Source organism: Halomonas sp. BDJS001 (assembly GCF_026104355.1).
Lineage (GTDB): Bacteria > Pseudomonadota > Gammaproteobacteria > Pseudomonadales > Halomonadaceae > Vreelandella.
Genome location: NZ_CP110535.1, coordinates 4,403,851 through 4,430,194, shown reverse-complemented (window position 1 = coordinate 4,430,194; position 26,344 = coordinate 4,403,851). Strand labels below are relative to the sequence as shown.

The window sequence follows — 26,344 nt, the reverse complement described above, 5'->3', positions numbered from 1 at the left end:
GGAATGTCGTGAAAGCGACCTCTATCTATTCGTCTTGGCTAGGATGTCTTGAATAGATACGTGAGTGCCTTATTCGGGTAAGTCCTTAAGCGCGGAGGGGATAGGGTGGGAAAGCGCCATCAACCATCATGAACAGAACAATAAACCACAGGAGCCAGCCATGAATGCAGCCAACCGCGGAGTGGTCTACAAGGGGCCGGGTGAGGTCGCCGTTGAGTCCATCGCCTATCCTGAACTCGCCCTCGGCAATCGCAAATGCGAGCACGGCGTGATTCTCAAAGTAGTCACCACCAATATCTGTGGCAGCGACCAGCATATGGTACGCGGCCGCACCACCGCCTCACCTGGCCTGGTACTCGGCCACGAAATCACGGGTTTGGTGATTGAGGCCGGCCGTGATGTTGAATTCATCAAGCCGGGCGATCTGGTCTCGGTGCCGTTCAACATTGCCTGCGGCCGCTGCCGCAACTGTAAAGAGGGCCGCACCGGGATCTGCCTCAACGTTAATCCAGCCCGCCCTGGCGCTGCCTATGGCTACGTGGATATGGGCGGCTGGGTCGGCGGCCAGACCGAATATGTCATGGTTCCCTATGCGGACTTTAACCTGCTGAAGTTCCCGGATGCCGATCAGGCCATGGAGAAGATCAAGGATCTAACCCTGCTCTCCGATATTTTCCCCACCGGCTTCCACGGCTGTGTGACCGCTGGTGTCGGCCCCGGCAGCACCGTCTATATCGCCGGTGCTGGACCAGTGGGGCTGGCCGCTGCGGTTTCCGCTCAACTGCTGGGTGCGGCCTGCGTGATCGTTGGTGATATGATCGAAGAGCGCCTGGCCCAGGCCCGCAGCTTTGGCTGTGAGACCATCGACCTGACCCAGGACGGTGACATGGCTGACAAGATCGAGGTGATTCTCGGCGAGCGTGAGGTCGATGCCTTTGTCGACTGCGTTGGCTTTGAGGCTCATGCCTGTGGCTGCAATCACGGCAAAGAAGCGCCTGCGACGGTGCTCAACTCGGCGATGTCGTTGACCCGAGCCGGTGGTCAGATCGGTATTCCGGGCCTGTATGTGACCGAAGACCCCGGCGCGGAAGACGATGCTGCCAAGCAGGGCTCGCTGAGCATGCGCTTTGGCCTCGGCTGGGCCAAGTCCCACAGTTTCCATACGGGGCAGTGCCCAGTGATGAAGTACCATCGCCCATTGATGCAGGCTATTCTGTTCGGCAAGGTCAATATTGCCGATGCGGTGAATGTCCAAATGATTAACCTGGATCAGGCGCCCCAGGGCTACGCCGACTTCGATGGCGGTGCGGCTAAGAAATTCGTTATTGACCCACATGGCAGCGTGGCTTAATAACCTATTTAGTAATAAGTACTGAGCAATATGGCCTGAGTAACAAGCCCTGACCCCTGCCTGAGGGTAGGTTAGTGCGACCCTAGACGGCGCCCCGCGGGGTGCCGTCTTTGTTCATTCGGCAAAAAGCCGATCAAGATAATAATGAGTACCCCATGACCGTCCAGACCGTGATCCCCAAACGCCGCTTCCGCGGCAAGCCCCGCGGCCGTGAACTCGACCCCCGTCTTCTAGAGGAGTTGCGTGAGCTGCTGGGCGACGAACGCCAGGACGCCTCGCTGCGCCGCCGCGACCTACTGATTGAACACCTGCATGCCATCCAGGATAACCGCGGCCATCTGCTGTTGGCGGAACTGCGTGCCCTGGCGGCTTACATGAACCTGCCCATGGCGGCCGTTTACGAAACCGCCACCTTTTATGCCCACTTCGATGTCATTCACGACGACCAGTTGCCGCCGCCCGCGGTGACCATTCGCGTTTGCGACTCCCTCACCTGCCAGTTGGCCGGTGCTGAGACGCTTAAGGCACAGCTGGAAGCGAATGTGGATATCGAGCAGGTGCGAGTGCTGCGCGCTCCTTGCATGGGGCGCTGCGACACGGCGCCGGTGGTGGAAGTGGGGCACTATCATGTGCCGTTCGCTACTCAGGAGCGTATCGCGTCGGTGATCGAGGAAGCACACTTTCATCCTGACCCCGTCGATTGGCAGCGACTGGACGACTATCGCCGCGAGGGCGGTTTCGCGCTACTGCAAGCCTGCCGCGAGGGAGAGGTCACGGTGGAAGCGCTGATGGAGGCGATGCAGCAGGCCAATCTGCGCGGCCTGGGTGGCGCGGGTTTCCCTACCTTCAAAAAATGGATGTTCGTGCGCCAGGAGGCCGGCCCCCGTTACTGCGCTATCAATGCCGACGAGGGCGAGCCCGGTACCTTCAAGGATCGCTATTACCTGGAAAACTCGCCCCACCAGTTCCTTGAAGGCGCCTTGGTCAGCGCCTGGGCGGTAGAGGCCGAGGCGCTGTATATCTATCTGCGCGATGAGTATCCGGCGTTACACGGCGTGCTGCGCGAGGCCATTGGCGAACTGGAGGCTGCTGGTCTGGTGGCGCCGGGTTACATTGTGCTGCGTCGTGGTGCGGGGGCTTATATCTGCGGCGAAGAGTCGGCGATGATCGAATCGTTGGAAGGCAAACCGGGCAAACCCCGCCACCGCCCGCCGTTTGTGGCTCAGAAGGGGCTCTTTGATCGGCCGACGCTGGTCAATAACGTCGAGACCGTCTACTGGATACCCATGATCTGGCAGCGTGGCGCGGAGGCTTTCTCCAGCCAGGGTCGCCATGGCCGCGTAGGGTTACGCAGTTTCTCTGTCTCGGGTCGGGTCAAGCAGCCCGGTGTGTATTTGGCGCCCGCAGGGATAACCCTTCATGAATTAATTGACGAGTATTGCGACGGCATGGCCGACGGCCACCGCCTGGCGGCCTACCTGCCCGGCGGCGCCTCCGGCGGCATTCTGCCCGCTGCCAAGGCCGATATTCCCCTCGATTTCGACACCCTTCAGGAGCACGGCTGTTTTATCGGTTCCGCAGCGGTGATAGTACTCTCCGATCAGGACGATCTGCGCGGGGTGGCTACCAACCTATTGGCCTTTTTTGCCGATGAGTCCTGTGGCCAATGCACGCCCTGCCGGGTGGGCACGGAAAAAATGCTCACCCTGCTCGAGCGGAATGAGTGGGACGCCGGGCTGATGACGCAGCTCTCCCAGGTCATGATCGATGCCTCTATTTGCGGACTCGGCCAAGCGGCACCTAATCCGGTGCTGGGGCTGTTGAAGGATTTCCGCGGCGAGCTGGCCGCCCAGAACGTAATCGTCAAGGGGTAGGGGGATGAACATGAGCATGAGCGAACAAAACCCAGGCACAAGCTTTACCCTGACGCTGGATGGCGTTGAGGTGAGTGCAACCCCCGGTGAAAGCCTCTGGCAGGTGGCCAAGCGCGCCGGCGAGACCATTCCCCATCTCTGTTTTAAGGACGCAAGCGGTTACCGCGCCGACGGCAACTGCCGCGCCTGTATGGTGGAAATCGAGGGCGAGCGCACCCTGGCCGCCAGCTGTCTCCGTGAGGCAGCCCCTGGCATGGTGGTCAAGAGCGCCAACTCCGAACGGGCGCATACCGCCCGCAAGATGGTCATGGAGATGCTGCTGGTCGACCAGCCTGAGCGGGAAGAGAGCCCCGACAGCTCAAGCCACTTTTGGGCCATGGCTGACCAGTTAGCCATTGATGCCACGGCGGTGCGCCGTAAACTGCCCAGGCGCGAAGAGCGCGAGGCGCCTACCGTACATCATGTGGCGTCCCGGGTGGAAAGCCTGGAACAAGACAGCAGCCACTCCGCCATGCGCGTCAATCTTGACGCCTGCATCGAGTGCAACCTGTGTGTGCGCGCCTGTCGCGAAGTACAGGTTAACGACGTGATCGGCCTGGCCCACCGCGGTGCGGCATCCAAAATCGTGTTTGATTTCGACGATCCCATGGGGGATAGCACCTGCGTAGCCTGTGGCGAGTGCGTTCAGGCCTGCCCCACCGGCGCCCTGATGCCCGCTACCCTGGTCGATCAGGCGGGCCGCGGCGATTCTGCGGTGGCTGACCGCAAGGTCGATTCGGTATGCCCCTACTGCGGGGTGGGTTGCCAGCTTACCTACCATATCAAGGATGATGAGATCCTTTATGTGGAGGGCCGCGACGGCCCCTCTAACGAGAACCGGCTATGTGTCAAAGGCCGCTTCGGCTATGACTATCCGCGCCATCCATCCCGGCTTGTTACTCCGCTGATTCGTCGCGAGGGTGTCGCCAAGGGGCTCGACCCGGACTTCGATCCCGCCAAGCCGCTGACGCATTTCCGCGAGGCGAGCTGGGACGAAGCCCTTGAGGTTGCCGCCAGCGGGCTTGTGAACCTTAAAGCGGCCCATGGCCCTGATGCCCTGGCGGGATTCGGTAGCGCCAAGTGCTCCAACGAAGAGGCGTGGCTATTCCAGAAACTGGTGCGTACCGGCTTCGGCTCCAACCATGTGGATCACTGCACCCGCTTGTGCCATGCAAGCTCCGTGGCGGCACTCATGGAGTGTATTGGCTCAGGCTCGGTCACCGCCTCCTTTATGCAGGCAAGCCAGGCCGATGTGGTGATTCTTACCGGCTGCAACCCGGCTGTGAATCACCCGGTGGCGGCCACTTTCTTCAAGCAGGCCGCCAAGCGTGGCACCAAGATCGTGATCCTCGACCCCCGTGGCCAGTCGCTGGATGCCTATGCCCACCTGAGCGTACGTTTTTCGCCGGGCGCCGACGTGGCGCTGTTCAATGCCATCCTCAATGTGGTCATCAGCGAAGAACTGTATGACACGGCCTATATCGCCGAGCATACCGAGGGCTTTGAGGCCCTTAAATTGCACACGGTGGATATGACCCCCGAAGCGATGAGCGACCTATGCGGTGTTGAGCCCGAGACCATCCGCGACGTGGCAAGGCTGTATGCCAACGCTGAGCGGGCGATGATTTTCTGGGGCATGGGCATTTCCCAGCACACCCACGGCACCGATAACGCCCGCTGTCTGATCTCGCTGGCGTTGGCCTGCGGCCAGACCGGTCGCCCCGGCACCGGCCTGCACCCTTTGCGGGGGCAGAACAACGTTCAGGGGGCTTCTGATGCCGGGCTGATACCCATGGTCATGCCCGACTACCAGCCGGTCAATGATGATCAGGTTCGTGCGGCGTTCGAAGAACTGTGGAATACCAAACTGGATCCCACGCCGGGTCTCACCGTGGTGGAGATCATGGATGCCATCACAGCAGGCACCATCCGCGGCATGTATATCCAGGGCGAAAACCCGGCGATGTCCGACCCGGATCTCGCTCATGCCCGGGCCGCCCTGGCCAAGCTGGAGCACCTGGTGGTGCAGGATCTGTTTGTCACTGAGACTGCCCAGTTTGCCGATGTCATTCTGCCTGCCTCCGCCTGGCCTGAGAAAAATGGCACCGTCACCAACACCAATCGGCAAGTGCAGATGGGGCGCGCGGCGTTGCCGCTACCGGGTCAGGCCAAGCCGGACTGGTGGATTATCCAGGAAATCGCCAAACGCTTTGGCCTGGACTGGGATTACCAGCATCCGCGGGACGTCTTCGCCGAGATGAAGCAAGGCATGGCCTCTCTCGACCATATTTCCTGGGAGCGTTTGGAGCGCGAGCAGTCGGTGACCTACCCCTGCCCAGCGGAGGACGCGCCAGGGCAAGACGTGGTCTTCAGCGATGCTTTTCCCACCGCCAGCGGTCGGGCGAAGTTCGCCCCCACGCGCCCGCTGCCACCGGATGAGCCGGTCGATAACGACTACCCAACGGTACTGACCACCGGGCGTCAGTTAGAGCACTGGCATACCGGTTCGATGACCCGGCGCGCCAAAGTGCTTGATGACCTGGAGCCGGAAGCCGTAGCCAGCCTGGCCCCCGCTGAGTTTATTCGATTGGGAATGGCGCCGGGCGATGATCTGACGATCGCCACCCGGCGGGGTTCCATCACTCTCAAAGCGAGGACGGATCCGGGAATGCCGGAGGGGATGGTTTTCGTGCCCTTCTGTTACGGGGAAGCAGCGGCGAACTTGTTAACCAACCCTGCACTGGATCCTTATGGCAAGATTCCGGAGTTCAAGTATGCCGCCTGTCGCCTTGTGTCTGCCGGAAAAGAGCCCGTCGATGGAGGAGCAATGGAGGTGGAAAGTAGGACGCTGTATTAAATGTCCTTGACCAACCTGAGCGCGTCGTAGATGGCCGCGTGGGTGTTCCGGGACTCGACGGCATCGCCGATCCGGAACAGCTGGAAATGGCCATCCGGATTGTTGATGACGCGCTGAGGGTTGCCCACGATCAGGTCATCGTAGTTCACCTCGCCGCCATTGCTGGCGTGCGGTTTGAGCTCGAAATAGATGTCGGCCATGGGCGTGATGCCGTAGTTGACCACTACCTGGTCGATGCGCCGTTCGTGCTCCAGATCCATGTAGTCGCTGGTGATCTTGGCCAGTAGCTCGCTTCCATTACGCTGCACGGACTTCAGCCGGTAAGTGGTTGTGAAGGTGACGTTGGGGCGCTGTAGGGCACGCATGTAGGGCACCAGGTTCATGGCCATGATCTCTGCGGAGAAGGTGCGATCCGGCGTCATGATCTCCAATTCGCCCCCCGCGGCGGCAATGATCTCGGCCGCCTGCAGGGCGGCATGGTCGCCAGCATCGTCGAACAGCAGTACCCGTTTGCCAGGCGGCACATGCCCTGAGAGGATATCCCAAGTGTTGACCACCAGATCGTGCCCGACCTCAGGCTGATCTTCCATGGGATAGCCGCCGGTGGCCACGATCACCACGTCCGGCAGCTCGGCGAGCACGTCCTCCACCTCGGCCCAGACGTTGTAGCGGATCTCGACACCCAGCGCGTCGCACTGCGCTAAGCGCCAATCGATGATGCCCAGCATCTCGCGTCGCCGCTCGCTCAGGGCTGAGAGTCGCACCTGCCCGCCTGCATCGCTGGCAGCTTCCAGTACCACCACCGAATGGCCCCGCTCGCCGGCGACCCGGGCGGCTTCGAGCCCCGCTGGCCCGGCGCCAATGATCACCACCCGACGTTGCTGCGCTGCCCTAGGGATAGTGTGGGGCATGCTGGTTTCGCGCCCGGTGGCGGCGTTGTGGATGCAGTAGGCGGCGCCACCCTGATAGATACGGTCCAGACAGTAGTTGGCACCGACACAGGGGCGAATATCTTCTTCGCGGCCTTCTATGATCTTGCGCACGATGTGCGGGTCGGCCATGTGGGCGCGAGTCATGCCGATCATGTCGACCTTGCCTGAGGCGATGGCATAACGGGCAGTGGCGACATCCTGGATCTTGGCGCCATGGAAGGTGGGAAAGTCGGTCTCGCGACGTATTTCACCGGCGAAATCCAGGTGCGGGGCGCTGGGCATGCCCTGGATGGGAATCACGTCGGTGAGCCCCGCATCTGTGTCGATGTGGCCACGAACCACGTTGAGAAAGTCGACCAGACCGCTGTCCTTCAAGCGCCGTGAGATCTCCATCCCGTCGCCGAACGTCAGCCCACCCGGCAGCATCTCGTCGCCGGTGTAGCGCACGCCGACGATGAACGCTTCGCCAACCCGCTGGCGAATGGCGCGCAGCACCTCGAAGGTGAAACGCAGCCGATTATCGAGATCCCCTCCATAAGGCCCCTCAAGGGTATTGGTCAGTGGCGACCAGAACTGATCCATCAGGTGGCCATAGGCCTGCAGCTCGATGCCATCGAGGCCGGCGGCGTGCATGCGTTCGGCGGCATCGGCGTAGTCGCGGATCAGGCGCTCGATATCCCACTCCTCGACCTGCTTGGGAAAAGCGCGGTGGGACGCCTCGCGACGATGCGAAGACGATACCGCTGGCAGCCAATCGCCCTTGTCCCAACGGGTGCGCCGGCCCAGGTGGGTCAACTGGATCATCACTGCGGTGCCGTGCTCGTGGCAGGCGTCGGTCAGCTCGCGCATCCACGGCACCACTTCATCCTTATAGGCGAGGATGTTGTTGAACACGGGAGGGCTGTCCTTGGCCACCGCCGCGGATCCAGCGGTCATGGTCAGGCCAAGGCCTGCCTTGGCGCGCTCGACGTGGTAGGCACGGTAGAGTGTCTTGGGCATCCCGTCCTCAGGATAAGCGGGCTCATGGGCTGTCACCATAAGCCTGTTTTTCAGGGTCAGGTGCTTTAGCTGAAAGGGCTGCAGTAGCGGATCGTTAAACATGGACAGGACGCCATTTTGTTGTGTATTTGATAAATCTAGGCGCTAGTGTTCATTGATGTCAATATAATGTTCATCAATGTACATTGAGGGGCGAGCATGTTCGACCGTAAGGACGGCGGCGGGGTGGGTGGCGTTAGCCGATTAGGCTTGCCGTGGGCTAGCCGGTGCCGGTTGGAGAATATCCATGGCGGGCATAGAAGCGTTGCAATTCCCTGGAACCAGGCGGCTGGCCGGTGAAAATTTCGACATAGGAGGGGATGCGCTGCATGCGCACTTCGAGTGGTTCCTGGGTCTTCATCGAGATATAGCCGATCTGGGTTAGGTAGATGGTGCGGCCCCGAACGTTGGCCGCCAGCGGATCATAGCCGTAACGCTGGAACATCCGCGCCAGTGCTTCGATACGGGTGGCATCAGCCGTATCGATTTCACTCACTACTGATGCTGACTGCAGCGCCCAACTACGCATGGCGAACTCTAGCGGGGAGTCGAACAGCTTAGGATCCAGCCAACAGTCGAAGACATTGAGCATCGCCTCGACGATATTCTCGGCATAGGCTTCGGTCTGATTTACTAGCCCCTGGGTATTCTTTTCACGCCAGCGTGCAATCAGTGCCTCCAGTAGTGCCTCGCGATCCTTGAAGAACCAGTAGAAGCTGGTGCGAGAAAGCTTTAGTCGCTTGGCCAGGGGAAGAATGCGCACGCTGTCGACGCCCGATTCGAGTAGCAGCTCAAACGCCGCGTCGAGCCAGACGTCTTGAGAACCCTTGGCAGCGGGAATATCGGTGGATGGCATTGAGCAGGTCTCTAAGAATAGTCCAGGAATAGCGTGGCAAAGTGTACACAGGTGTCTCTTATGTGTACACGTTGCCAGCTACTCTGGCTAAGTCCTAGTGGCGGTAAACGTCGCTGCCTGGATCCTTCAAGTTTTAACCTTGGGCTAAGTGCAACGTCGGAGCCTCATATCCTAGGTTCTCAAGCACCCGGTTGGCGTACCAGTCGACAAAATCGATAACACCGAACTCATAGGTTTCAGAGTAAGGGCCGGGTTGGTAGGCCTTGGAGTTGATGCCGCGCTGGTTCTCTTCGGCCAGTTGGCGATCCTGGTCGTTGGTGGCATCCCAGACGCGGCGCAGCTGTTCGGGGTCGTAGTCAACGCCTTCTACCGCGTCCTTGTGAACCAGCCACTTGGTGGTTACCACGGTTTGCTGCGGGCCAAGGGGAAGTACGCGGAACACCACCGCGTGATCACCCATGAAGTGATTCCATGAATTGGGCAGGTGCAGGATGCGCAGAGAACCCATGTCGGGATTTTTCAGGCGACCCATCAGCTTCTTGCAGCCGGGTTTACCATCCATTGTCATGGAGACAATGCCATCCAACAGCGGCGTGCGGGTCAGACGGTTCTGCTGGCCAAGCCGCGTCAGTTGGTAGGGCACCCGCTCCTGATCCCAATCCGCCTGCTTGCGGGCCACCAGCTCCTTGTAGGCAGGCGTTGCCCGCGGATCCTCGGTGTCATCAAACTCTTGCAATGAATTCAGCAGCTCAGGTGCGCACCGTTGCAGTGGTAGCACTCGCGGTTATTTTCGATGACCAGCTTCCAGTTGGCTTGCTCGACGATACTGGACTCGGTGGCGACCTTAACGTTGTCCATCTGGTAGGGCTCAAGATAGTGCTCGAGCGTTTCCAGAAAGTCATCCATGGGAGGCGGGTTGTCGCTTAAGTTGATAAAGATGAAGCCGCCGGCGGTGCAAATGCTGACCGGCTTGAGGCCAAACTGATCCAGGTTGAAATCAGTGCCCATATCGCTGCCGGCAAACAGCAAGCGACCATCAAGCTCGTAAGTCCACTGGTGATAGGGGCAAACAAGTTTTGCCACTTTGCCTTTATCCTTTACGCAAAGTCGCGAACCGCGGTGGCGGCAGACATTGTGAAAGGCATGAATGGTACCTTCACCACCGCGTACGATGACAATGGGGTTGTCACCGATATCCAATGTCATGAAGTTACCCTTGGTGGGGATCTCGCATGTCATTCCTGCGAATAGCCACTCTTTCTCGAAAACCTCTTGCATATCAATCGCAAACAGTCGGGCATCGTTATAAAACGGCTGCGGAAGTGAAAAGGTGCGCTCCCTCGTTTGCAGCATATTGGCCGTTGACTCACGGGCCGCGACGAGCGGGTCATCCATTGTGTTTAACACGTACTTTTGCATACCAGTATCCTCGTAAACCACCGCTTTCCCCTCTAGGGCTGCGAGTCGGCCGTTAGTCAAGATTGTTTATCTTGTTGTTCTGTTGCGTAACCTGGCGTTTTATTCAAATGTGGTCTGACGTCAGGGATAGATTGTGTTGCAGGCTACTCCCTGCCAGTTATCTGCCCGCGACATTAGGTGGCGTAGTGGCGACTAAAAAAGAGGTTTCTAAACGATAAAGAGTGGCACGAGGTAAGTGCGCGTCGTTGTCAGGTAAGTCGGCTGGCAGGCGCATCCCCAGAATGCATCTCAACGGTACTGGACGTATAGCGATTACGGTTCGGTGATGCATAGTGATAAAGGCTGGTCAGGCAGAGGCGATAATGACAACCAATTTCTTCAATCCGGTCACGACCCAAACCTGGACCAACGGCCGTCACCAGGTACGTTGCGTTAAGGTCATCCAGGAAACCCAGGATGTGCGCACGTTCTGTTTTATGGCCGAGCAGCCTGTACTGTTCTTCTTCAAGCCCGGTCAGTTCGTGACGCTGGAGCTGGAGATTGATAATCAGCCGATCATGCGCTCCTATACCATTTCCAGCTCTCCCTCCATTCCTTACAGCTTTTCAATCACCGTTAAACAAGTGCCGGGCGGTAAGGTATCGAATTGGCTGCATGCCAATTTAAAGGTGGGCGACGAGCTGGTGGTGCACGGGCCGGTAGGTAACTTTAACTCTATCGATTTTCCTGCCGAAAAAGTGCTGTTTCTCTCTGGCGGGGTGGGCATTACCCCATTGATGTCCATGACGCGCTGGCTGTTTGATACCAACGCCGCTGTTGACGTTGAATTTATACACAGCGCACGTGCCCCTCGCGATGTAATTTATCACCGTGAACTGGTGCATATGTTTTCGCGCATTCCTGAGTTCAAGCTGCATATCATATGCGAGAGCAAGGAAGACATTGGTGAAGCCTGGGCCGGCTACCGTGGCTACCTTACCCAGCCGCTGTTCGAACTTATTGTGCCGGACTTTATGGAGCGGGAAATCTTTTGCTGCGGCCCGACTCCCTACATGAACGCCGTCAAAAATATTCTGCGTGCCAACAACTTCAACATGGATCACTACCATGAGGAGTCGTTTGGCGCTACGCCGGTTGAGGTACGTGAAGATGTCCTTGAGCTGGCCGAACAGGCAGAGGTCGACGCCGAAAATGTCGACACCAGTGACTTGTTTAGCATCGAGTTTGCCTCTTCAGGGAAAAGTGTGCGCATTCAGCCGGGTGAGACGGTTCATGCGGCGGCAGCGAAGCTGGGACTGCATATTCCCAAGGCGTGTGGTATGGGGATTTGCGGTACTTGCCGTGTAGAGCTCAAATCGGGTGAGGTGGAAATGGAGCATAACGGCGGTATCACGGATGAGGATGTCGAAGAAGGCTATATCCTCTCTTGCTGCAGCCGTCCTAAGGGGGATCTGGTGGTGGATTTCTAGCGCTGGCAGCCATTTTGATACCTGTCGCAAAACGCCCTTTATGGTTATGGCCGTAAAGGGCGTTTTGGTTTTAGTGATAACCAATAATCCTCCATCTTGGGCAGCACTGGTTGCTAATAAGTAAGCATTTACCATTGGCTTTACCCAGCTGGGATGGGGCTTTTTCGGCTGCGTTTCCGGTGCTTTCTCGTCAGCAGCAGCCTAAATGTTGCCGATGTCGCAAATGCATCGAGTGGTGACGTCGGCAAGCATCTTGGGCTCGGAAACCAACGATAGTATCGCGGTAACAACGCGTTGATAGGGACTTTGGTTGAAAGCGACCTGAGTTTATCAGCATTAAAGGTATGTCAGCACTTAATAAGAAAGTGACTCATGAGGAGGCGTTAATGCTTCACAATAATTTTTCCCCCAATGCACGTTTGGCCAGTTACGACACGTTGCTTGCTGAAGCAATTGCTGAAGAAACGGTTCGACAAGAAGCACATATTGAATTAATCGCCTCCGAAAATTACACCAGCAAACTTGTTATGGAAGCGCTAGGTACGCAGCTGACCAATAAGTATGCAGAAGGCTATCCAGATCGTCGTTATTACGGTGGCTGTGAGTTCGTCGACAAGGTTGAAGCCTTGGCTATTGAACGAGCCTGCCATCTTTTTAGTGCCAATTATGCCAATGTGCAGCCGCACTCCGGTGCCCAGGCCAATGCCGCTGTGTTTATGGCCCTGGTATCGCCGGGCGATACGGTCTTAGGGATGAGTCTGGCCCACGGTGGCCACTTAACCCATGGTGCCGCCCCCAATTTCTCGGGTAAGCACTACAACGCCGTCCAGTACGGCCTCAAGCCGGAAACCGGCGAGATCGATTACGAAGAAGTCGAGCGATTGGCTCGTGAGCACCAACCGAAGATGATCATCGCGGGCTTCTCCGCTTACTCTCGCGTGGTGGATTGGCGCCGTTTTCGCGCTATTGCCGATGAGGTAGGCGCTTGGTTGATGGTCGATATGGCCCACGTCGCTGGATTAGTGGCCGCTGGCCTCTATCCAAGCCCGCTTCCCTTCGCTCATGTGGTCACCACCACCACCCATAAAACGCTGCGCGGCCCGCGGGGCGGTTTGATTCTCTCCGCCCATGGCGACGAGGCTCTGTACAAGAAGCTCAATGGGGCGGTATTTCCGGGGCAGCAGGGCGGCCCACTGATGCATGTTATTGCCGCTAAGGCGGTAGCGTTCAAGGAAGCCATGAACCAGGAGTTTGTGCGCTACCAGCAGCAGGTGATCGATAACGCCCAGGCCATGGCCAAAGTGTTTATGGAGCGCGGCTACGACGTGGTGTCCGGCGGCACCGACGACCACCTCTTTTTGGTTTCGCTTATCCGCCAAGGCATTACCGGTAAAGATGCGGATGCAGCCCTTGGCCGCGCACATATCACGGTGAATAAAAACACGGTGCCCAACGACCCGCAAAGCCCCTTTGTGACGTCTGGCCTGCGTATTGGCACCCCCGCGGTCACCACGCGTGGCTTCGATGCCGAGGAGTGTAGCGAGCTGGCTGGATGGATCTGCGACATCTTAGACGAATTGGCGGCAGGCAAAGATACGACCTCCATTGAAGCTGAGGTGCAGGCCAAAGTGACCGACGTGTGTGCCCAGCACCCTGTCTACGCTGAGTCCGCCGCTGAAGCCGTCGAATCCATTGCTTGAATTGGCTTGCCGGCAGGGCCCGGCGCGGCTGAACTGAGGAGACACCTATGCAACGCTATTCCGGCTTCGGCCTGGTCAAGCACGCGCTGAGCCACCACGAGAACTGGGAGCGCCAGTGGCGTAATCCAACGCCCAAGAAGCAGTACGATGTGATCATCGTTGGCGGTGGTGGTCATGGCTTGGCCACGGCTTACTACCTGGCCAAAGAGTTCGGCGTCAAAAATGTCGCAGTGATCGAAAAAGGCTGGCTGGGCGGTGGTAACACCGCCCGTAATACCACCATCGTGCGTTCCAACTACCTGTGGGACGAATCGGCCGCTCTCTATGAGCACGCCATGAAACTGTGGGAAGGGCTTTCCCAGGATCTAAACTACAACGTGATGTTTTCCCAGCGGGGGGTGCTCAACCTGGGGCATACCCTGCAGGATATGCGCGATATCCAGCGTCGGGTGAATGCCAATCGGCTGAATGGCATTGACGGCGAAGTATTAGACGCCAAAGGGGTGCAGGAGCTGGTGCCGATTATGGACTGCTCCAAAAACGCGCGTTACCCGGTCATGGGTGCCTCCTGGCAGCCGCGTGCTGGCGTGGCCCGCCACGATGCAGTGGCCTGGGGCTACGCCCGCGGTGCCGATGCACACGGCGTGGATATTCTGCAGCAGACCGAAGTCACCGGCTTCAAGATTCGTGATGGCCAGATCTACGGTGTACACACCAACCGTGGCGATATTGAAGCCAAAACCGTTGGTTGTGTGACTGCCGGTAACTCCTCCGTGCTGGCCAAGATGGGCGGCTTTAACCTGCCGTTAGAGTCCCATCCGCTGCAAGCCTTGGTGTCTGAACCGATCAAACCGATTCTCGATACGGTGGTGATGTCGAACCAGGTGCATGGCTACATCAGCCAGTCCGACAAGGGCGACCTGGTGATCGGTGCGGGCATCGACGGCTACAACGGCTATGGTCAACGCGGCAGCTACCCCACCGTGGAGCACACGCTCCAGGCGATCGTCGAGATGTTCCCGATCTTCTCGCGGGTGCGCATGAACCGTCAGTGGGGCGGTATTGTTGATACCTGCCCGGATGCCTGCCCGATTATCTCCAAAACGCCGGTGAAGGGGCTGTACTTCAACTGCGGCTGGGGTACCGGCGGCTTCAAAGCCACACCAGGGTCGGGGCATGTATTTGCCGCCAGCCTGGCCAAGGGGGAGATGCACCCCATTGCCGAGCCGTTCTCCATGTTCCGCTTCCATAGCGGTGCGCTGATCGACGAACACGGCGCTGCCGGCGTGGCCCACTAGGGTTCATACGAGAGGAATATCCGCATGTTCTATATCTACTGCCCCTACTGCGGCGAACACCGTGAGGAAGAGGAGTTTCACCCCAAGGGCCAGGCGCATATCGAGCGCCCCAAGGAGCCCGAGGCGTGTAGTGACGAAGAGTGGGGTGACTACCTGTTCTTCCGTGACAACCCCCGTGGTGTTCACCATGAAATGTGGGTGCACGCGGTGGGTTGCCGCAAGTTTTTCAACGTGACGCGCCACACCGTGAGCTACGAAATTCTCGAGACTTACAAAATGGGCGAGCAGCCGTCGATTACCGCCGACAGCCAGAGCCAGGCTCGCGAGGGCGCTGCGGTAAGCCAACAAGAAGGAGTGCGGGCATGAGTCAGTCCAAGCAACAAGTGTACCGCCTTAACACGGGCGGCCGTATCGATCGCTCCCGCACGTTGAGCTTTACCTTTAACGGCCAGCGTTACCAAGGGCACCCTGGGGATACCCTGGCTTCGGCGCTGCTGGCTAACGGTGTGGATATCGTTAACCGCAGCTTTAAATACTCGCGGCCCCGCGGCATTGTCGCTGCGGGTGCCGAGGAGCCCAACGCCATCGTACAGCTAGGCAGCAGTGAAGCGGCCCAGGTGCCCAACGTGCGCGCCACCCAGCAGGCGCTATATGATGGCCTGGCCGCCAGCAGCACCAATGGCTGGCCGAACGTACAGCGCGACCTGATGGGGCTGTTCGGCAAGCTGGGCGGTCAGTTTATGCCGCCGGGCTTCTACTACAAGACCTTCATGGCGCCGGCCTCAATGTGGCTGACCTATGAGAAGTACATCCGTAAGGCGGCAGGTCTGGGCCGAAGCCCAATGGAAGCCGATCCGGACAGCTATGATCACTTCAATCAACACTGCGATGTGCTGGTTGTCGGCGCAGGCGCCGCAGGTCTTGCGGCAGCGCTGGCCGCCGCGCGCAGCGGCGCCCGGGTGATCGTTGCCGACGAGCAGGAAGAGATGGGCGGCTCGCTGCTGGCCAGCCGCGAAACCCTGGAAGGCAAGCCAGCGGATCAGTGGGTTGCCCGGGTGCTGGACGAGTTGGCGAGCTGCGAGAACGTCACGCTGCTGCCGCGTACTACGGCCAACGGCTATCACGATCACAATTTTGTGACGCTGCACGAGCGGCGTACCGAGCACCTAAGCGATACGGCGCCGGTGGAAAATGGCCACCGTCAGGTACGCGCACGTCTGCACCGGGTACGCGCTGGTCAGGTGATCCTGTCCACGGGCGCCCACGAGCGTCCGCTGGTCTACGCGGGCAATGACGTGCCGGGCAACCTGCTGGCTGGCGCTGTGTCGACCTACATTCGCCGCTATGGCGTGGCGCCGGGCCGCAAACTGGTGCTCGCCACCAGTAACGACTATGGCTACCGCGCTGCCCTGGACTGGAAAGAGGCCGGTTGTGAGGTCGTCGCTATCGTGGATGCCCGCGAGGCACCGGCAGGCGACTGGGTCGATGCCGCCCGCGCCCAGGGCATCAACATTATTACCGGCAGCGCCGTTATCGAGGCGAAGGGTAGCAATCGGGTCACCGCGGCACGAGTCGCCAAGATCGATATTGACGCGTTCAAAGTGAGCGGCTCGGTTCAGGAACTGGCTTGTGACACCATCGCCAGCTCTGGCGGCTACAGCCCTGTGATTCACCTGGCTTCCCACACCGGGGCGCGGCCTACCTGGCGCGACGATATTATTGGCTTCGTGCCGGGGCTGGTGAAGGGCGTTCAGGCCTGTGGCGGTGCCAACGGCTGCTATGCCCTGGGTGACGTGCTGGCGGAAGGTGTCGAGGCTGGCATCAGGGCAGCGGCCGCCATGGGGCATGCCGTTCAGACGGTGACGCTGCCAAGCGCCGAGCGCCTTCAGCAGGGGCCAGCGGTGGCCCTCTTCCAAGTGCCCCATGAGAAGCCCACGCTGCGCGGGCCCAAGCAATTCGTCGACCTGCAGAACGACGTCACCGCGGCGGGGATTGAGCTGGCGACCCGGGAAGGCTTCGAGTCCATCGAGCACATCAAGCGCTATACCGCGATGGGCTTCGGTACGGATCAGGGCAAGCTGGGCAACATCAACGGCATGGCAATTGCCGCCCGCTGCCTGGGTCGCTCCATTCCTGAGGTGGGCACTACGGTGTTCCGTCCCAACTACACCCCAGTTACTTTCGGCGCCATCGTCGGTCGTCACTGCCGTGAGTTGTTCGACCCCGAGCGCTACACCGCGCTGCACCAGTGGCACGTGGAGCGCGGCGCCGAGTTCGAGGACGTTGGTCAGTGGAAGCGTCCCTGGTACTACCCACAGAAGGTGAATGGCAAGACCGAGACAATGCACGAGGCAGTGGCTCGTGAGTGTCTGGCCGTGCGTGAGAAGGTCGGTATCCTCGATGCCTCAACGCTTGGCAAGATCGATATCCAGGGGCCAGATGCGCGTGAATTCCTGGCGCGGGTCTACACCAACAAGTGGGAGAAGTTGGCAGTCGGCAAGTGCCGCTACGGCCTGATGTGCAAAGACGATGGCATGGTCACCGATGACGGCGTGACCAGTTGTCTAGCCGAGAATCACTTTTTGATGACCACCACTACCGGTGGCGCTGCCGCGATCCTGGAATGGTTGGAATTATGGCATCAGACAGAGTGGCCGGAACTGGATGTCTACTTTTCTTCAGTGACTGACCACTGGGCCACCATGACCATCACTGGCCCGGAAGCACGCAAGCTGCTCGCTGAGATCAGTGATATCAATCTTGACCGCGATAGCTTTAAGTTTATGGATTGGCGATCCGGGAAAGTGGCGGGGGTGCCTGCCCGAGTCTTCCGCATCTCCTTTACCGGCGAGCTGACCTTCGAGATCAACGTTCAGGCAAACTACGCCATGCATGTGTGGCAGACCCTGTTCAAGCATGGCGAGAAGTATGGCCTGACGCCCTATGGCACCGAAACCATGCACGTTCTGCGTGCTGAAAAGGGCTTCATCATCGTGGGTCAGGAAACCGACGGCTCCGTTACGCCGGAAGACTTAGGGATGCAGTGGTGCGTTGGCTACGACAAGCCCTACTCATGGATTGGCAAGCGTGCCCTGACGCGCAGTGATACCAAGCGCGAGAACCGCAAGCAGCTGGTGGGGCTCAGGCCGAAAGACCCGAAGGTGATCCTCGAAGAGGGGGCCCAGATCGTGCTTGATCCCAAGCATGCGATTCCCATGCCGATGGTGGGGCATGTTACCTCCAGCTACTACAGCCCGATTCTGGATTCAGGCTTTGCGCTAGCGGTGGTTAAGGGTGGCCATCAGAAATTGGGTGAAACGGTTTACCTGCCCATGGCAGACGGCCAGACCCATGAAGCTGAAATCGTCAGCACTGTTTTCTACGATCCCAAGGGAGAGCGCCAGCATGTCTAACGCGGCTACTTTCGACACACGTACTGATACCGCGATCCCGGTAGAGTCCCCGTTAGCTTATAGCTATCGTCACAGTGGCGCTCCTCGGGGCAGCGGTTACCGTCTTAAACTACGCGAGCGGGCAATGCAGGGGCATCTGATCCTGCGTGGTGGCGCCATCGTGCTTGATGAGGCAGTGCGCGAGGTACTGGGGGTCAGCCTGCCTGGCAAACCTCAGGCGCTGGTGCTGGATGCCAGCGGCGAGCGCTCCATTCAGTGGCTTTCCCCGGATGAGTGGCTGGTGATTGTACCCGGTGGGGAAGAGTTCCCACTGGAGACGCAGCTGCGTGAGCGTCTGGGAGATGCCCACTTCGCCATTAGCGACGTTAGTGGTGGACAAACAGTGCTGGAGCTTTCCGGCGAGGCAGCCCGTGAGCTGTTGATGAAAACGGTGATCTACGATGTTCACCCCAGTAATTTCCCAGTGGGGAAAGGCGTCACTACCGTTTTTGCCAAGGCGACCACTATCCTTCGTCGCCCTAGTGAAGAGCGCTGGGAGCTAGTGGTACGGCGCAGCTTTGCCGACTACTGCTATCGCTGGTTACTGGATGCCGGTTCAGAGTACGGCGTTAACGTAGAACAATAAGCTGGCAGGCCGGAACACTGTTTCGGCCGCTACGATCTTTCGCGATGATCTGCCGCTACTAGAGATGCACTATGAGCCGAATGAGTGATACCTGGATACTTGCCGCCCAATGCCCGAGTCGCTTGGGAACGGTGGACGTCGTCACACGCTTCTTGAAAGAGCAGCAGTGCTATATCACCGAACTCAACTCTTTCGATGATCGACTGGGCGGGCGCTTTTTCATTCGCGCCGAGTTTCGCCCAGAACAAGATGAGTTTCATGAAGAGCGCTTTCAGGCCGATTTTGCAGCAAGAGCCAACGAATTCGATATGCAGTTCGAATTGACGGCCCCTGGCAAACGCACCGGCACCGTGATTATGGTCTCCAAGGCCGATCACTGCTTGAATGATCTTCTCTACCGTTATCGGACGGGCCAGCTTCCGCTGGATATCAAGGCGGTGATTTCCAATCATCCTGATCTGGAGCCGTTGGCAGCATGGCACGATTTGCCCTACCACTACCTGCCGATCACGCCCGAGACGAAATTGCAGCAGGAAGCGCAGATACGCGAAATCATCGCGGATACCGACGCTGAATTGGTGGTGCTGGCAAGGTATATGCAGGTGCTTTCGCCCTCTATGTGTGAGCTGTTAGCCGGCCGGGCCATCAATATTCACCACTCGCTGCTGCCCGGTTTTAAAGGCGCTAAGCCTTATCATCAGGCCTATGAGAAAGGGGTTAAACTAGTCGGCGCAACGGCCCACTACATTAATAATGACCTTGATGAAGGGCCTATTATTGCCCAAGGGGTCGAGCCAGTGGATCACACCCACTACCCAGAGGATCTGGTTGCCAAGGGGCGTGATATCGAGTGCTTAACCCTGGCTAGAGCGATTAGCTATCACTTGGAACGCCGTGTGTTCTTTTATTCAGGGCGTACGGTGGTGTTTGGTAACTAGTCGTTTTTGTAATTAATACTTTTTATCTAATGCTGTTGTTAATAATCGCCAACAGTTTGGGCGCACTTTTATAATCGGGTTGCTGTCGTTGCTAAGCTTTTTTTAGAGCGATGCGTAACCCTTTGTTATTTTTGATAAGTCGTGCCTAAAAGTATCATTTTATAAATATAAAAAATCATCAATAAAAGATAGCTTCGTTTTATTTTTTTGCCACATCAATAACTTATTAAAACTTTCAGGCGCCGCCTGATTTTCCCCTGTTTATACGTCAAGAGGTGCTCCAATGCCTATCAGTGTTTTCGACCTTTTTAAGATTGGAGTAGGCCCCTCCAGCTCCCATACCGTTGGGCCCATGCAGGCGGCTTTTAAGTATGTCACCACCCTGCGCGAAAACAGCCTGCTCAATGAAGTGGAGCACCTTGAGGTGCATCTATATGGTTCGCTATCAGCGACTGGGGTAGGCCACGCCACAGATTACGCGATTATTATGGGCTTGATGGGTGAACGCCCTAGCACAATCGATCCCTCAATTATTGAGCCAGCCATTCAGGCGCTTAAAGAGAGCCACTCATTACAGCTTGGTCGCCTAAAAGCAGTGACATTTGTGTGGGAGAGTGACCTCTATTTTCATGAAGAGAGCTTGCCGCACCACCCTAATGCCATGAAGCTGGCAGCTTTTTCCCACCAGGGCGACTTGGTGTATGAGAATACCTACTACTCGGTGGGCGGCGGCTTTGTGGTTGAACAGTCCCAGGTGGATATGCCGCTGGATGATTTGGGTGGCGTTACCCTTCCTTACAACTTTGACACCGCTGACCAGCTCTTGGCGCTATGTAAAAAAGAGCAGCTTAGTGTCAGCCAGTTGATGCTGGAGAATGAGAAAGTCTGGCGGACGGAGGAGGAGGTCAGAAACGAACTGTGGCGTATCTGGCAAGTGATGTGTGAATGCATCGACAATGGATTAACTCACGAAGGGATACTGCCGGGCGGGTTGAAAGTTAAACGCCGGGCTAAGCTGCTTCATCAACGCCTTCAAGCGGCCGAGCAGAATGAGTGCCTGATAGCCTCGACGTTCTCAGCGATGGAGTGGGTGAATATCTTTGCCCTTGCCGTCAACGAAGAGAACGCCGCAGGCGGGCGTATGGTCACGGCGCCCACCAACGGTGCTGCAGGTATCATCCCCGCCGTCTTGCACTACTATATGAAGTTTCAGCCCAACGCCTGTGAGAAAAACGTGGTGGATTTTTTGCTGGCGGCAGGCGCCATAGGCATCCTCTGTAAGAAAAATGCCTCAATCTCCGGCGCCGAAGTGGGCTGCCAGGGGGAGGTCGGGTCGGCTTGTGCCATGGCTGCCGCTGGCTTGGCTGATGTAATGGGAGGAACGCCCGAACAAGTCGAGCATGCGGCCGAAATCGGCTTGGAGCACAATTTAGGATTAACCTGCGACCCTGTTGGTGGGTTGGTGCAAGTCCCTTGTATTGAGCGCAATGCCATTGCAACGGTAAAAGCCATCAATGCCGCTCAAATGGCACTGCGCGGCGATGGCACGCACTTTATCTCGTTGGATAAAGTGATTCGCACCATGCGCGATACAGGCCGAGATATGCTGGATAAGTACAAAGAGACGTCTAAAGGTGGCTTAGCCGTGAATGCCATTGAGTGTTAAAAAAGCACCTGCTTGATTAGTTAAAAACGCCGGATCTCCGCTGAGGCAGGAGTCCGGCGTTTTCTATTTAGGCGATAGGTGCATTCCTCCGATGACAGCCACTCTCTTAACGCTTTTGCGGACTGGTATAGCAGCTGTGTGGCTTCATCGGAACAGTCTAGTGATTGCTGTGTTGCATAACAGGCTCAGTCTTTAACTAAATAACCATATCAGTTGCCTGGAGACAGCGTCGGCGATCTTCGCTAAAAAAGGCTTAATAACCTGCCCAAGGTTTCCATGCCGCGCTCGCTGGTTTGCGTCCATGGATGGCCATAGCTCAGCCGCACACAGTGGCGAAACTGTTGGGTCGCCGAAAAAATCGGGCCTGGCGCTAAGCTGACGCCGTGGTCGAGCGCGGTATTAAATAGCCGCAGCGAATCCACTTCTTCAGGAAACTCCACCCATAGGAAATAGCCGCCCGCAGGGCGAGTGATGCGGGTGTTGGCAGGAAAGTAGCGATCCGCCGCCGCCAGCATGCTGCCTTGTTGGGCTTCCAGGGCATGGCGGAGCTTGCGTAAGTGGCGGTCATAACCGCCGTGCTGCAAATAGTCAGCAATGGCTGCTTGGGCGGGTACGGAAGGTGAGATGGTGGTCATCAGTTTTAGCCGCGAGATGGCCTGTGCATAGCGGCCGCCCGCTACCCAACCGACCCGGTAGCCCGGCGCCAAGCACTTTGAGAAGGAGCTGCAGTGAATGACCAACCCCTCATCATCGAAGTTTTTTACGGGGGCGGGTGGGGTGCTGCCAAAGTACAGCTCGGCATATACATCATCCTCTAGCATCGGCACTTGGTGCTGTTTTAGCAGCTGATAGAGGTCTTGTTTGCGCTCTCTGCTCAGGCTGGCGCCGATTGGGTTCTGTAAATGGCTCATAAACCAGCAGGCTTTGATGGGCAGTGTCTCTAGTCGCTCTGCCAATACTTCAAGGTCGATTCCCTCCCGTGGGTGAACCGGAATCTCCACGGCGCGAAGTTTTAGTCGCTCCAATACCTGCAGGCTGGCATAAAATGCCGGTGACTCAATTGCCACCAGGTCGCCCGGCTGGGTAACACTCTGCAGCGCTAGATTAAGTCCCTCCATTGCACCATTGGTAATCACCAGCTCTTCCATCGGCAGTTGAATGCCGCCCAGCATGTAGCGCAGCGCAATCTGTCGACACAGGTCGGTATGCCCGGTGGTCATGTCGGCCACCACCTGTTGGGGCGAAAGCTCGCGTAACCCCCGTGTCATGCTAGTAGCCAGGCGAGAAAGCGGAAACAGCTCGGGGCTGGGGAACGCCGATCCGAAGGGCACCGTGCGGTCATCCTGAAGCGAGCCAAGCACCGAGAACACCAGCTCGCTGACTTCTACCTCTGCCGGGTCGGTGGGCTGCAGTGGCACGCGCGGCTCGTCCAGCAAGCGCCGGGCGTGTTCACGAACAAAATACCCCGAGCGCGCCCGTGCAGTGATAAGTCCTTGGTTTTCCAGTAAGTAGTAAGCCTGAAACACCGTGGAGGGGCTAATGCCATGATGACGGCTAGCCTGACGCACCGAAGGAATACGCTCCCCAGGGCCAAGTACGCCCTGACGAATCAGTGTGGCTATCTCATCGGCAAACTGTTCGTAGCGTTTCATGGGATAAACCGTCGGTGCGTTAAGTGGAACGTCGGTGTGCTCACACATATTGTTAGCTGACACGGTGCGGCTCTCTGGTGTTGGAAAGCGTCACTGTGGGTTATATGAGGGAGGTAAAACAGAATCAAATAGAGTAATAAAAAGCATATCAGAAAGTCAGGGTATGAGTCATAGGGGGAGATCTGATACGGCTTATTTTTCTAAAACTGCGCCTGTTTGTGATTCTGCTCACTAGGCATAGTAGCGCCTAAATCAGTCGCTCTCTTAAAAAAGCATGATCACCTACTTAGCGACGCCCCTCGACCGTATAGACCTCTACTCCCTCTTTTCTGGATATCGGTATGACGCAACGCATCCCACTGCAAGACCTGACCACTGAGGCAGCGGTTGAACACCATACGCCCCCACCTAAGACGCCTAGTGCTAAGTCTCCCAGCAGCAAGCCACCGAAGCTGGGGCATATTTATGTGCGCGAAATAGGCGGCTTTTTTCAGCGTATCCGACGCCACTCAAACTGGCTGCTGATGGCGCTCTATTTCGGTTTGCCGTGGGTCAATTGGGGCGACCGACCGCTGGTGTGGTTTGATCTCTCTGCCCAGGAGTTCCACCTGTTTGCGGCGACGTTTTATCCCCAAGACTTTATCTTGCTCACCTGGATCCTGGTGCTCTGCGCCTTTGGACTGTTTTTGATCACGGTGGTCGCTGGGCGCGTGTGGTGTGGCTACAGCTGCCCGCAAAGCGTGTGGACGTTTCTATTTATCTGGTTTGAGCATCGCTTAGAGGGGCCACGCCACCGTCGCATACGCCGCGACCAAGCGCCACGCAAGTTCGATACGCTATGGCGAAAAATCACCAAACATGCAGCTTGGCTGCTGATTGCGGTGGCTACAGGAGTGGCCTTTGTCGGTTACTTCACGCCAATCAGGGCATTATTGGTGGATGTCGTCAGTCTGGACGCGCACCCCTTGGCACTCTTCTGGATCGGTTTTTTTACTTTGTTTACCTACTTGAATGCCGGTTGGCTCCGCCATCAGGTATGCCTGCATATGTGCCCTTATGCGCGCTTTCAGTCGGCGATGTTCGACGCCAATACGCTGATTGTTTCCTACGACGCTGCCCGCGGTGAGCCGCGCCGCCACCATTCTCAAAAGAGCATTGAGGCAACGCGAACCGGTGACTGTATCGACTGTGAACTCTGTGTTCAGGTGTGCCCTACCGGCATCGATATTCGCGATGGGCTGCAGTACGAGTGTATTGGTTGCGCGGCCTGTATCGATGCTTGCGATAGCGTGATGGCGCGGATCAATAAACCGCTTGGTCTGATTCGTTACACCACCGAGCGCGCGTTGGCAGGTAAAACGACCCGCTTTTGGCGTCCTCAGTTATTTGCCTATGCAGCGGCGCTACTCGCCATGGTGGTGTTGCTCATTGGCTTCTTGAATGCCCGTGTGCCCCTTGATGTCGATATTGCACGCGACCGTCAGGCATTGTTTGAAAGCACGGCAGAGGGTCGCATTATCAATTACTACAACGTGACGCTGCGCAATCAAGATGGCCAAACCCATCATTACGCGGTATCAGCCGCGGGGTTGCCAGGGCTTCGTCTGCAGGGGGTGGATATCTTAGAGGTGGCGGCGTTTGAAACACGCAGCCTACGTCTAGCACTCACCGCCGATGCGAATGACCTAACGCAGCCTAGCCATCCTATCGAACTGCACTTTATCGCCTTAGATGACCCTTCAATAACGAAGGTCAGTGAAACACGTTTCCTGGGGCCTTCAGGGGAGTAGTGGGTATGGGTAGCCACGATCTAACAAGCGAAAAAACCTGCGATCAAAGCGGGTAACGATGCAGTAACCCTCTGATAGCAACCCAATGGCTAGTGTGAACCGCGTCAGGCTAACACTTGCTCCGAGAGCAGTTGTAACGCCGCATCCTGTTGTCGCTGATAAGCTTTGATGCGTTCAACCAAGTATTCAGCGTCAGCCGCCACCCCAGAGAACCTCCCAGAGCCCCAGGTATGCAGCCATGGCAGGCCAATAAAGTAGAGGCCGGGCTGTTGGGTGACACCGCGTTTGTGTATAGGATGGCCCTGACCATTGAATACCGAAGCATCAAGCCAGTGAAAGTCAGGGCGAAAGCCGATGCACCAGATAACGGCGCTAATCCCTGCGTCGACCAGATTTAGCGCGGAACGCTCTTGGGTCGGTTCCCAGCACGGCGTGTACTCGGGCGCTGGTGGGGCCTCGATACCCTGGGATGCGATATAGGCATCAATTCGCTGATTGATATTGCAATAAACACTGTCGGCATGATCAAGGTTGGCTTGCAAATTATCGCGAAAGATAAAGTCCCCATTGCGGTACTCTTCTAATAGCCCGAATAGCTCCATACCTTCGAGAGCGAACTTACGCAGGTCGATCTCCCGGCCCCCGTCACGCCCTGTAACATAGTGGTTGGTGTTATCTCTTACTCCCTCACGTAATGGGTGCTGATCGACCGACATCTCGTAGTAGCCCATTTCATCAAGCCATTCGACAACATCTTTGCCGCGATATTGACGCGCCACGCGTGGGGCATCACCAGTGGCGAGGAAGACTTTTCGCCCAGCAATGTGCAGGTCTTCGGCAATCTGGGCGCCAGACTGGCCGGAGCCCACCACCAATACCGACCCCTCGGGTAATTGTTCAGGGCTTCGGTATTCCGCCGAATGTAGCTGGAACAACCGATCGGGCAATCGCTCTGCCATACGTGGAATGATAGGGAGATGATAACCGCCGGAGGCCACCACGATCTGATCCGCGCTAAACTCACCCGCGGAACTCTTCACTTCGTATTTCCCGTTGCTATTCAGACTGACGCGATTAACGGCAACGCCTTCGAGAGCGGGAGGCTGAACCTTGGTGGCAAAGCGGTCAAGGTAGGCGACCACCTCGTCACGCTTCATAAATCCTTTGGGGTCATCCCCGTCATAGGGATGGTCAGGTAGCTGACATTGCCAATTTGGCGTTACCAAGGTGAAGGAGTCCCATCGTGCGGACTGCCAACTATGCATCAAGCTATGTTTCTCAATAACGAGGTGATCGATCGCCTGGGCTTGAAGGTAATGGCTGACCGAGAGACCGGCCTGACCACCGCCGATGATAAGCACTGAGTAGTGTTGACGTAGATCTTTCATAGCACTCTCTCTTTGCAACGGTTCAAGAAATGTTTGGTG

16 protein-coding genes and 1 pseudogene are annotated in these 26,344 nt (G+C 57.5%); 12 read left to right on the top strand and 5 right to left on the bottom strand.

Going from position 1 to position 26,344, the window contains the following annotated elements; all coding sequences use genetic code 11:
* Positions 1-160: 160 nt before the first annotated feature.
* From fdhA to fdhF, 3 genes are all read left to right on the top strand, one after another.
* Complete coding sequence (gene fdhA, locus OM794_RS20540; protein WP_088699578.1) at positions 161-1,351, top strand: formaldehyde dehydrogenase, glutathione-independent; 1,191 nt, start codon at positions 161-163, stop codon at positions 1,349-1,351.
* A gap of 155 nt (positions 1,352-1,506) precedes the next feature.
* The gene (locus OM794_RS20535) at positions 1,507-3,225 is read left to right on the top strand and encodes an NAD(P)H-dependent oxidoreductase subunit E (RefSeq protein ID WP_226246610.1); all 1,719 of its coding nucleotides are present in this window, start codon (positions 1,507-1,509) and stop codon (positions 3,223-3,225) included.
* A 16-nt stretch (positions 3,226-3,241) separates the two neighbouring features.
* Positions 3,242-6,121: a formate dehydrogenase subunit alpha gene (fdhF, locus tag OM794_RS20530; protein WP_226246611.1), complete on the top strand. Its 2,880-nt coding sequence runs from the start codon at positions 3,242-3,244 to the stop codon at positions 6,119-6,121.
* Here the strand turns inward: fdhF and OM794_RS20525 are convergent.
* From OM794_RS20525 to OM794_RS20515, 3 genes and pseudogenes are all read right to left on the bottom strand, one after another.
* Entirely contained in the window at positions 6,118-8,154 is a 2,037-nt protein-coding gene (locus OM794_RS20525; RefSeq protein WP_226246612.1) for an NADH:flavin oxidoreductase, read from the bottom strand. The two genes, fdhF and OM794_RS20525, sit on opposite strands and share 4 nt — an antisense overlap.
* 157 nt (positions 8,155-8,311) lie before the next feature.
* Positions 8,312-8,947 (bottom strand): TetR/AcrR family transcriptional regulator, encoded by a 636-nt coding sequence (locus OM794_RS20520; protein ID WP_226246613.1) that lies wholly within the window; start codon positions 8,945-8,947, stop codon positions 8,312-8,314.
* Between the two features lie 133 nt (positions 8,948-9,080).
* Positions 9,081-10,366, bottom strand: a pseudogene (locus tag OM794_RS20515) (aromatic ring-hydroxylating oxygenase subunit alpha).
* Positions 10,367-10,728: 362 nt separating this feature from the next.
* Here OM794_RS20515 and OM794_RS20510 point away from each other — a divergent pair.
* From OM794_RS20510 to OM794_RS20475, 8 genes are all read left to right on the top strand, one after another.
* On the top strand, positions 10,729-11,835 hold the full coding sequence (locus OM794_RS20510) for a hybrid-cluster NAD(P)-dependent oxidoreductase (RefSeq protein ID WP_226246615.1): 1,107 nt from the start codon (positions 10,729-10,731) through the stop codon (positions 11,833-11,835).
* A 386-nt stretch (positions 11,836-12,221) separates the two neighbouring features.
* Positions 12,222-13,535, top strand: coding sequence for a serine hydroxymethyltransferase (glyA, locus tag OM794_RS20505; protein WP_226246616.1), 1,314 nt, complete (start codon positions 12,222-12,224; stop codon positions 13,533-13,535).
* 47 nt (positions 13,536-13,582) lie between these two features.
* Positions 13,583-14,833, top strand: a complete 1,251-nt coding sequence (locus OM794_RS20500; RefSeq protein ID WP_009286043.1) for a sarcosine oxidase subunit beta family protein — start codon at positions 13,583-13,585, stop codon at positions 14,831-14,833.
* Between the two features lie 24 nt (positions 14,834-14,857).
* Positions 14,858-15,199: a sarcosine oxidase subunit delta gene (locus OM794_RS20495; protein WP_022521483.1), complete on the top strand. Its 342-nt coding sequence runs from the start codon at positions 14,858-14,860 to the stop codon at positions 15,197-15,199.
* A complete protein-coding gene (locus OM794_RS20490) occupies positions 15,196-18,246 on the top strand; it encodes a sarcosine oxidase subunit alpha family protein (protein ID WP_226246617.1) in 3,051 nt (1,016 codons plus the stop codon). The genes OM794_RS20495 and OM794_RS20490 overlap by 4 nt, the downstream gene beginning before the upstream one ends.
* Positions 18,239-18,871: a sarcosine oxidase subunit gamma gene (locus OM794_RS20485; protein ID WP_226246618.1), complete on the top strand. Its 633-nt coding sequence runs from the start codon at positions 18,239-18,241 to the stop codon at positions 18,869-18,871. The genes OM794_RS20490 and OM794_RS20485 overlap by 8 nt, the downstream gene beginning before the upstream one ends.
* 71 nt (positions 18,872-18,942) lie before the next feature.
* Positions 18,943-19,809, top strand: a complete 867-nt coding sequence (gene purU / locus OM794_RS20480) for a formyltetrahydrofolate deformylase (RefSeq protein ID WP_088699585.1) — start codon at positions 18,943-18,945, stop codon at positions 19,807-19,809.
* 283 nt (positions 19,810-20,092) lie between these two features.
* The gene (locus OM794_RS20475) at positions 20,093-21,475 is read left to right on the top strand and encodes an L-serine ammonia-lyase (RefSeq protein ID WP_226246619.1); all 1,383 of its coding nucleotides are present in this window, start codon (positions 20,093-20,095) and stop codon (positions 21,473-21,475) included.
* Between the two features lie 242 nt (positions 21,476-21,717).
* On the opposite strand, the gene mapR is transcribed toward OM794_RS20475, so the two are convergent.
* On the bottom strand, positions 21,718-23,127 hold the full coding sequence (gene mapR, locus OM794_RS20470; protein WP_226247024.1) for a GntR family transcriptional regulator MpaR: 1,410 nt from the start codon (positions 23,125-23,127) through the stop codon (positions 21,718-21,720).
* Between the two features lie 341 nt (positions 23,128-23,468).
* On the opposite strand from mapR, the gene ccoG reads away from it, so the two are divergent.
* Positions 23,469-24,917 (top strand): cytochrome c oxidase accessory protein CcoG, encoded by a 1,449-nt coding sequence (gene ccoG / locus OM794_RS20465; protein WP_226246620.1) that lies wholly within the window; start codon positions 23,469-23,471, stop codon positions 24,915-24,917.
* A 104-nt stretch (positions 24,918-25,021) separates the two neighbouring features.
* On the opposite strand, the gene OM794_RS20460 is transcribed toward ccoG, so the two are convergent.
* Positions 25,022-26,305: an MSMEG_0569 family flavin-dependent oxidoreductase gene (locus OM794_RS20460; RefSeq protein WP_226246621.1), complete on the bottom strand. Its 1,284-nt coding sequence runs from the start codon at positions 26,303-26,305 to the stop codon at positions 25,022-25,024.
* Positions 26,306-26,344: the final 39 nt, after the last annotated feature.

What these genes read in the sequence shown, in the direction of transcription:
- fdhA (WP_088699578.1), top strand. Translation starts at nt 161, where the DNA reads ATGAATGCAGCCAACCGCGGAGTGGTCTACAAGGGGCCGGGTGAGGTC.
- OM794_RS20535 (WP_226246610.1), top strand. Translation starts at nt 1,507, where the DNA reads ATGACCGTCCAGACCGTGATCCCCAAACGCCGCTTCCGCGGCAAGCCC.
- fdhF (WP_226246611.1), top strand. Translation starts at nt 3,242, where the DNA reads ATGAGCGAACAAAACCCAGGCACAAGCTTTACCCTGACGCTGGATGGC.
- OM794_RS20525 (WP_226246612.1), bottom strand. Translation starts at nt 8,154, where the DNA reads ATGTTTAACGATCCGCTACTGCAGCCCTTTCAGCTAAAGCACCTGACC.
- OM794_RS20520 (WP_226246613.1), bottom strand. Translation starts at nt 8,947, where the DNA reads ATGCCATCCACCGATATTCCCGCTGCCAAGGGTTCTCAAGACGTCTGG.
- OM794_RS20510 (WP_226246615.1), top strand. Translation starts at nt 10,729, where the DNA reads ATGACAACCAATTTCTTCAATCCGGTCACGACCCAAACCTGGACCAAC.
- glyA (WP_226246616.1), top strand. Translation starts at nt 12,222, where the DNA reads ATGCTTCACAATAATTTTTCCCCCAATGCACGTTTGGCCAGTTACGAC.
- OM794_RS20500 (WP_009286043.1), top strand. Translation starts at nt 13,583, where the DNA reads ATGCAACGCTATTCCGGCTTCGGCCTGGTCAAGCACGCGCTGAGCCAC.
- OM794_RS20495 (WP_022521483.1), top strand. Translation starts at nt 14,858, where the DNA reads ATGTTCTATATCTACTGCCCCTACTGCGGCGAACACCGTGAGGAAGAG.
- OM794_RS20490 (WP_226246617.1), top strand. Translation starts at nt 15,196, where the DNA reads ATGAGTCAGTCCAAGCAACAAGTGTACCGCCTTAACACGGGCGGCCGT.
- OM794_RS20485 (WP_226246618.1), top strand. Translation starts at nt 18,239, where the DNA reads ATGTCTAACGCGGCTACTTTCGACACACGTACTGATACCGCGATCCCG.
- purU (WP_088699585.1), top strand. Translation starts at nt 18,943, where the DNA reads ATGAGCCGAATGAGTGATACCTGGATACTTGCCGCCCAATGCCCGAGT.
- OM794_RS20475 (WP_226246619.1), top strand. Translation starts at nt 20,093, where the DNA reads ATGCCTATCAGTGTTTTCGACCTTTTTAAGATTGGAGTAGGCCCCTCC.
- mapR (WP_226247024.1), bottom strand. Translation starts at nt 23,127, where the DNA reads ATGAAACGCTACGAACAGTTTGCCGATGAGATAGCCACACTGATTCGT.
- ccoG (WP_226246620.1), top strand. Translation starts at nt 23,469, where the DNA reads ATGACGCAACGCATCCCACTGCAAGACCTGACCACTGAGGCAGCGGTT.
- OM794_RS20460 (WP_226246621.1), bottom strand. Translation starts at nt 26,305, where the DNA reads ATGAAAGATCTACGTCAACACTACTCAGTGCTTATCATCGGCGGTGGT.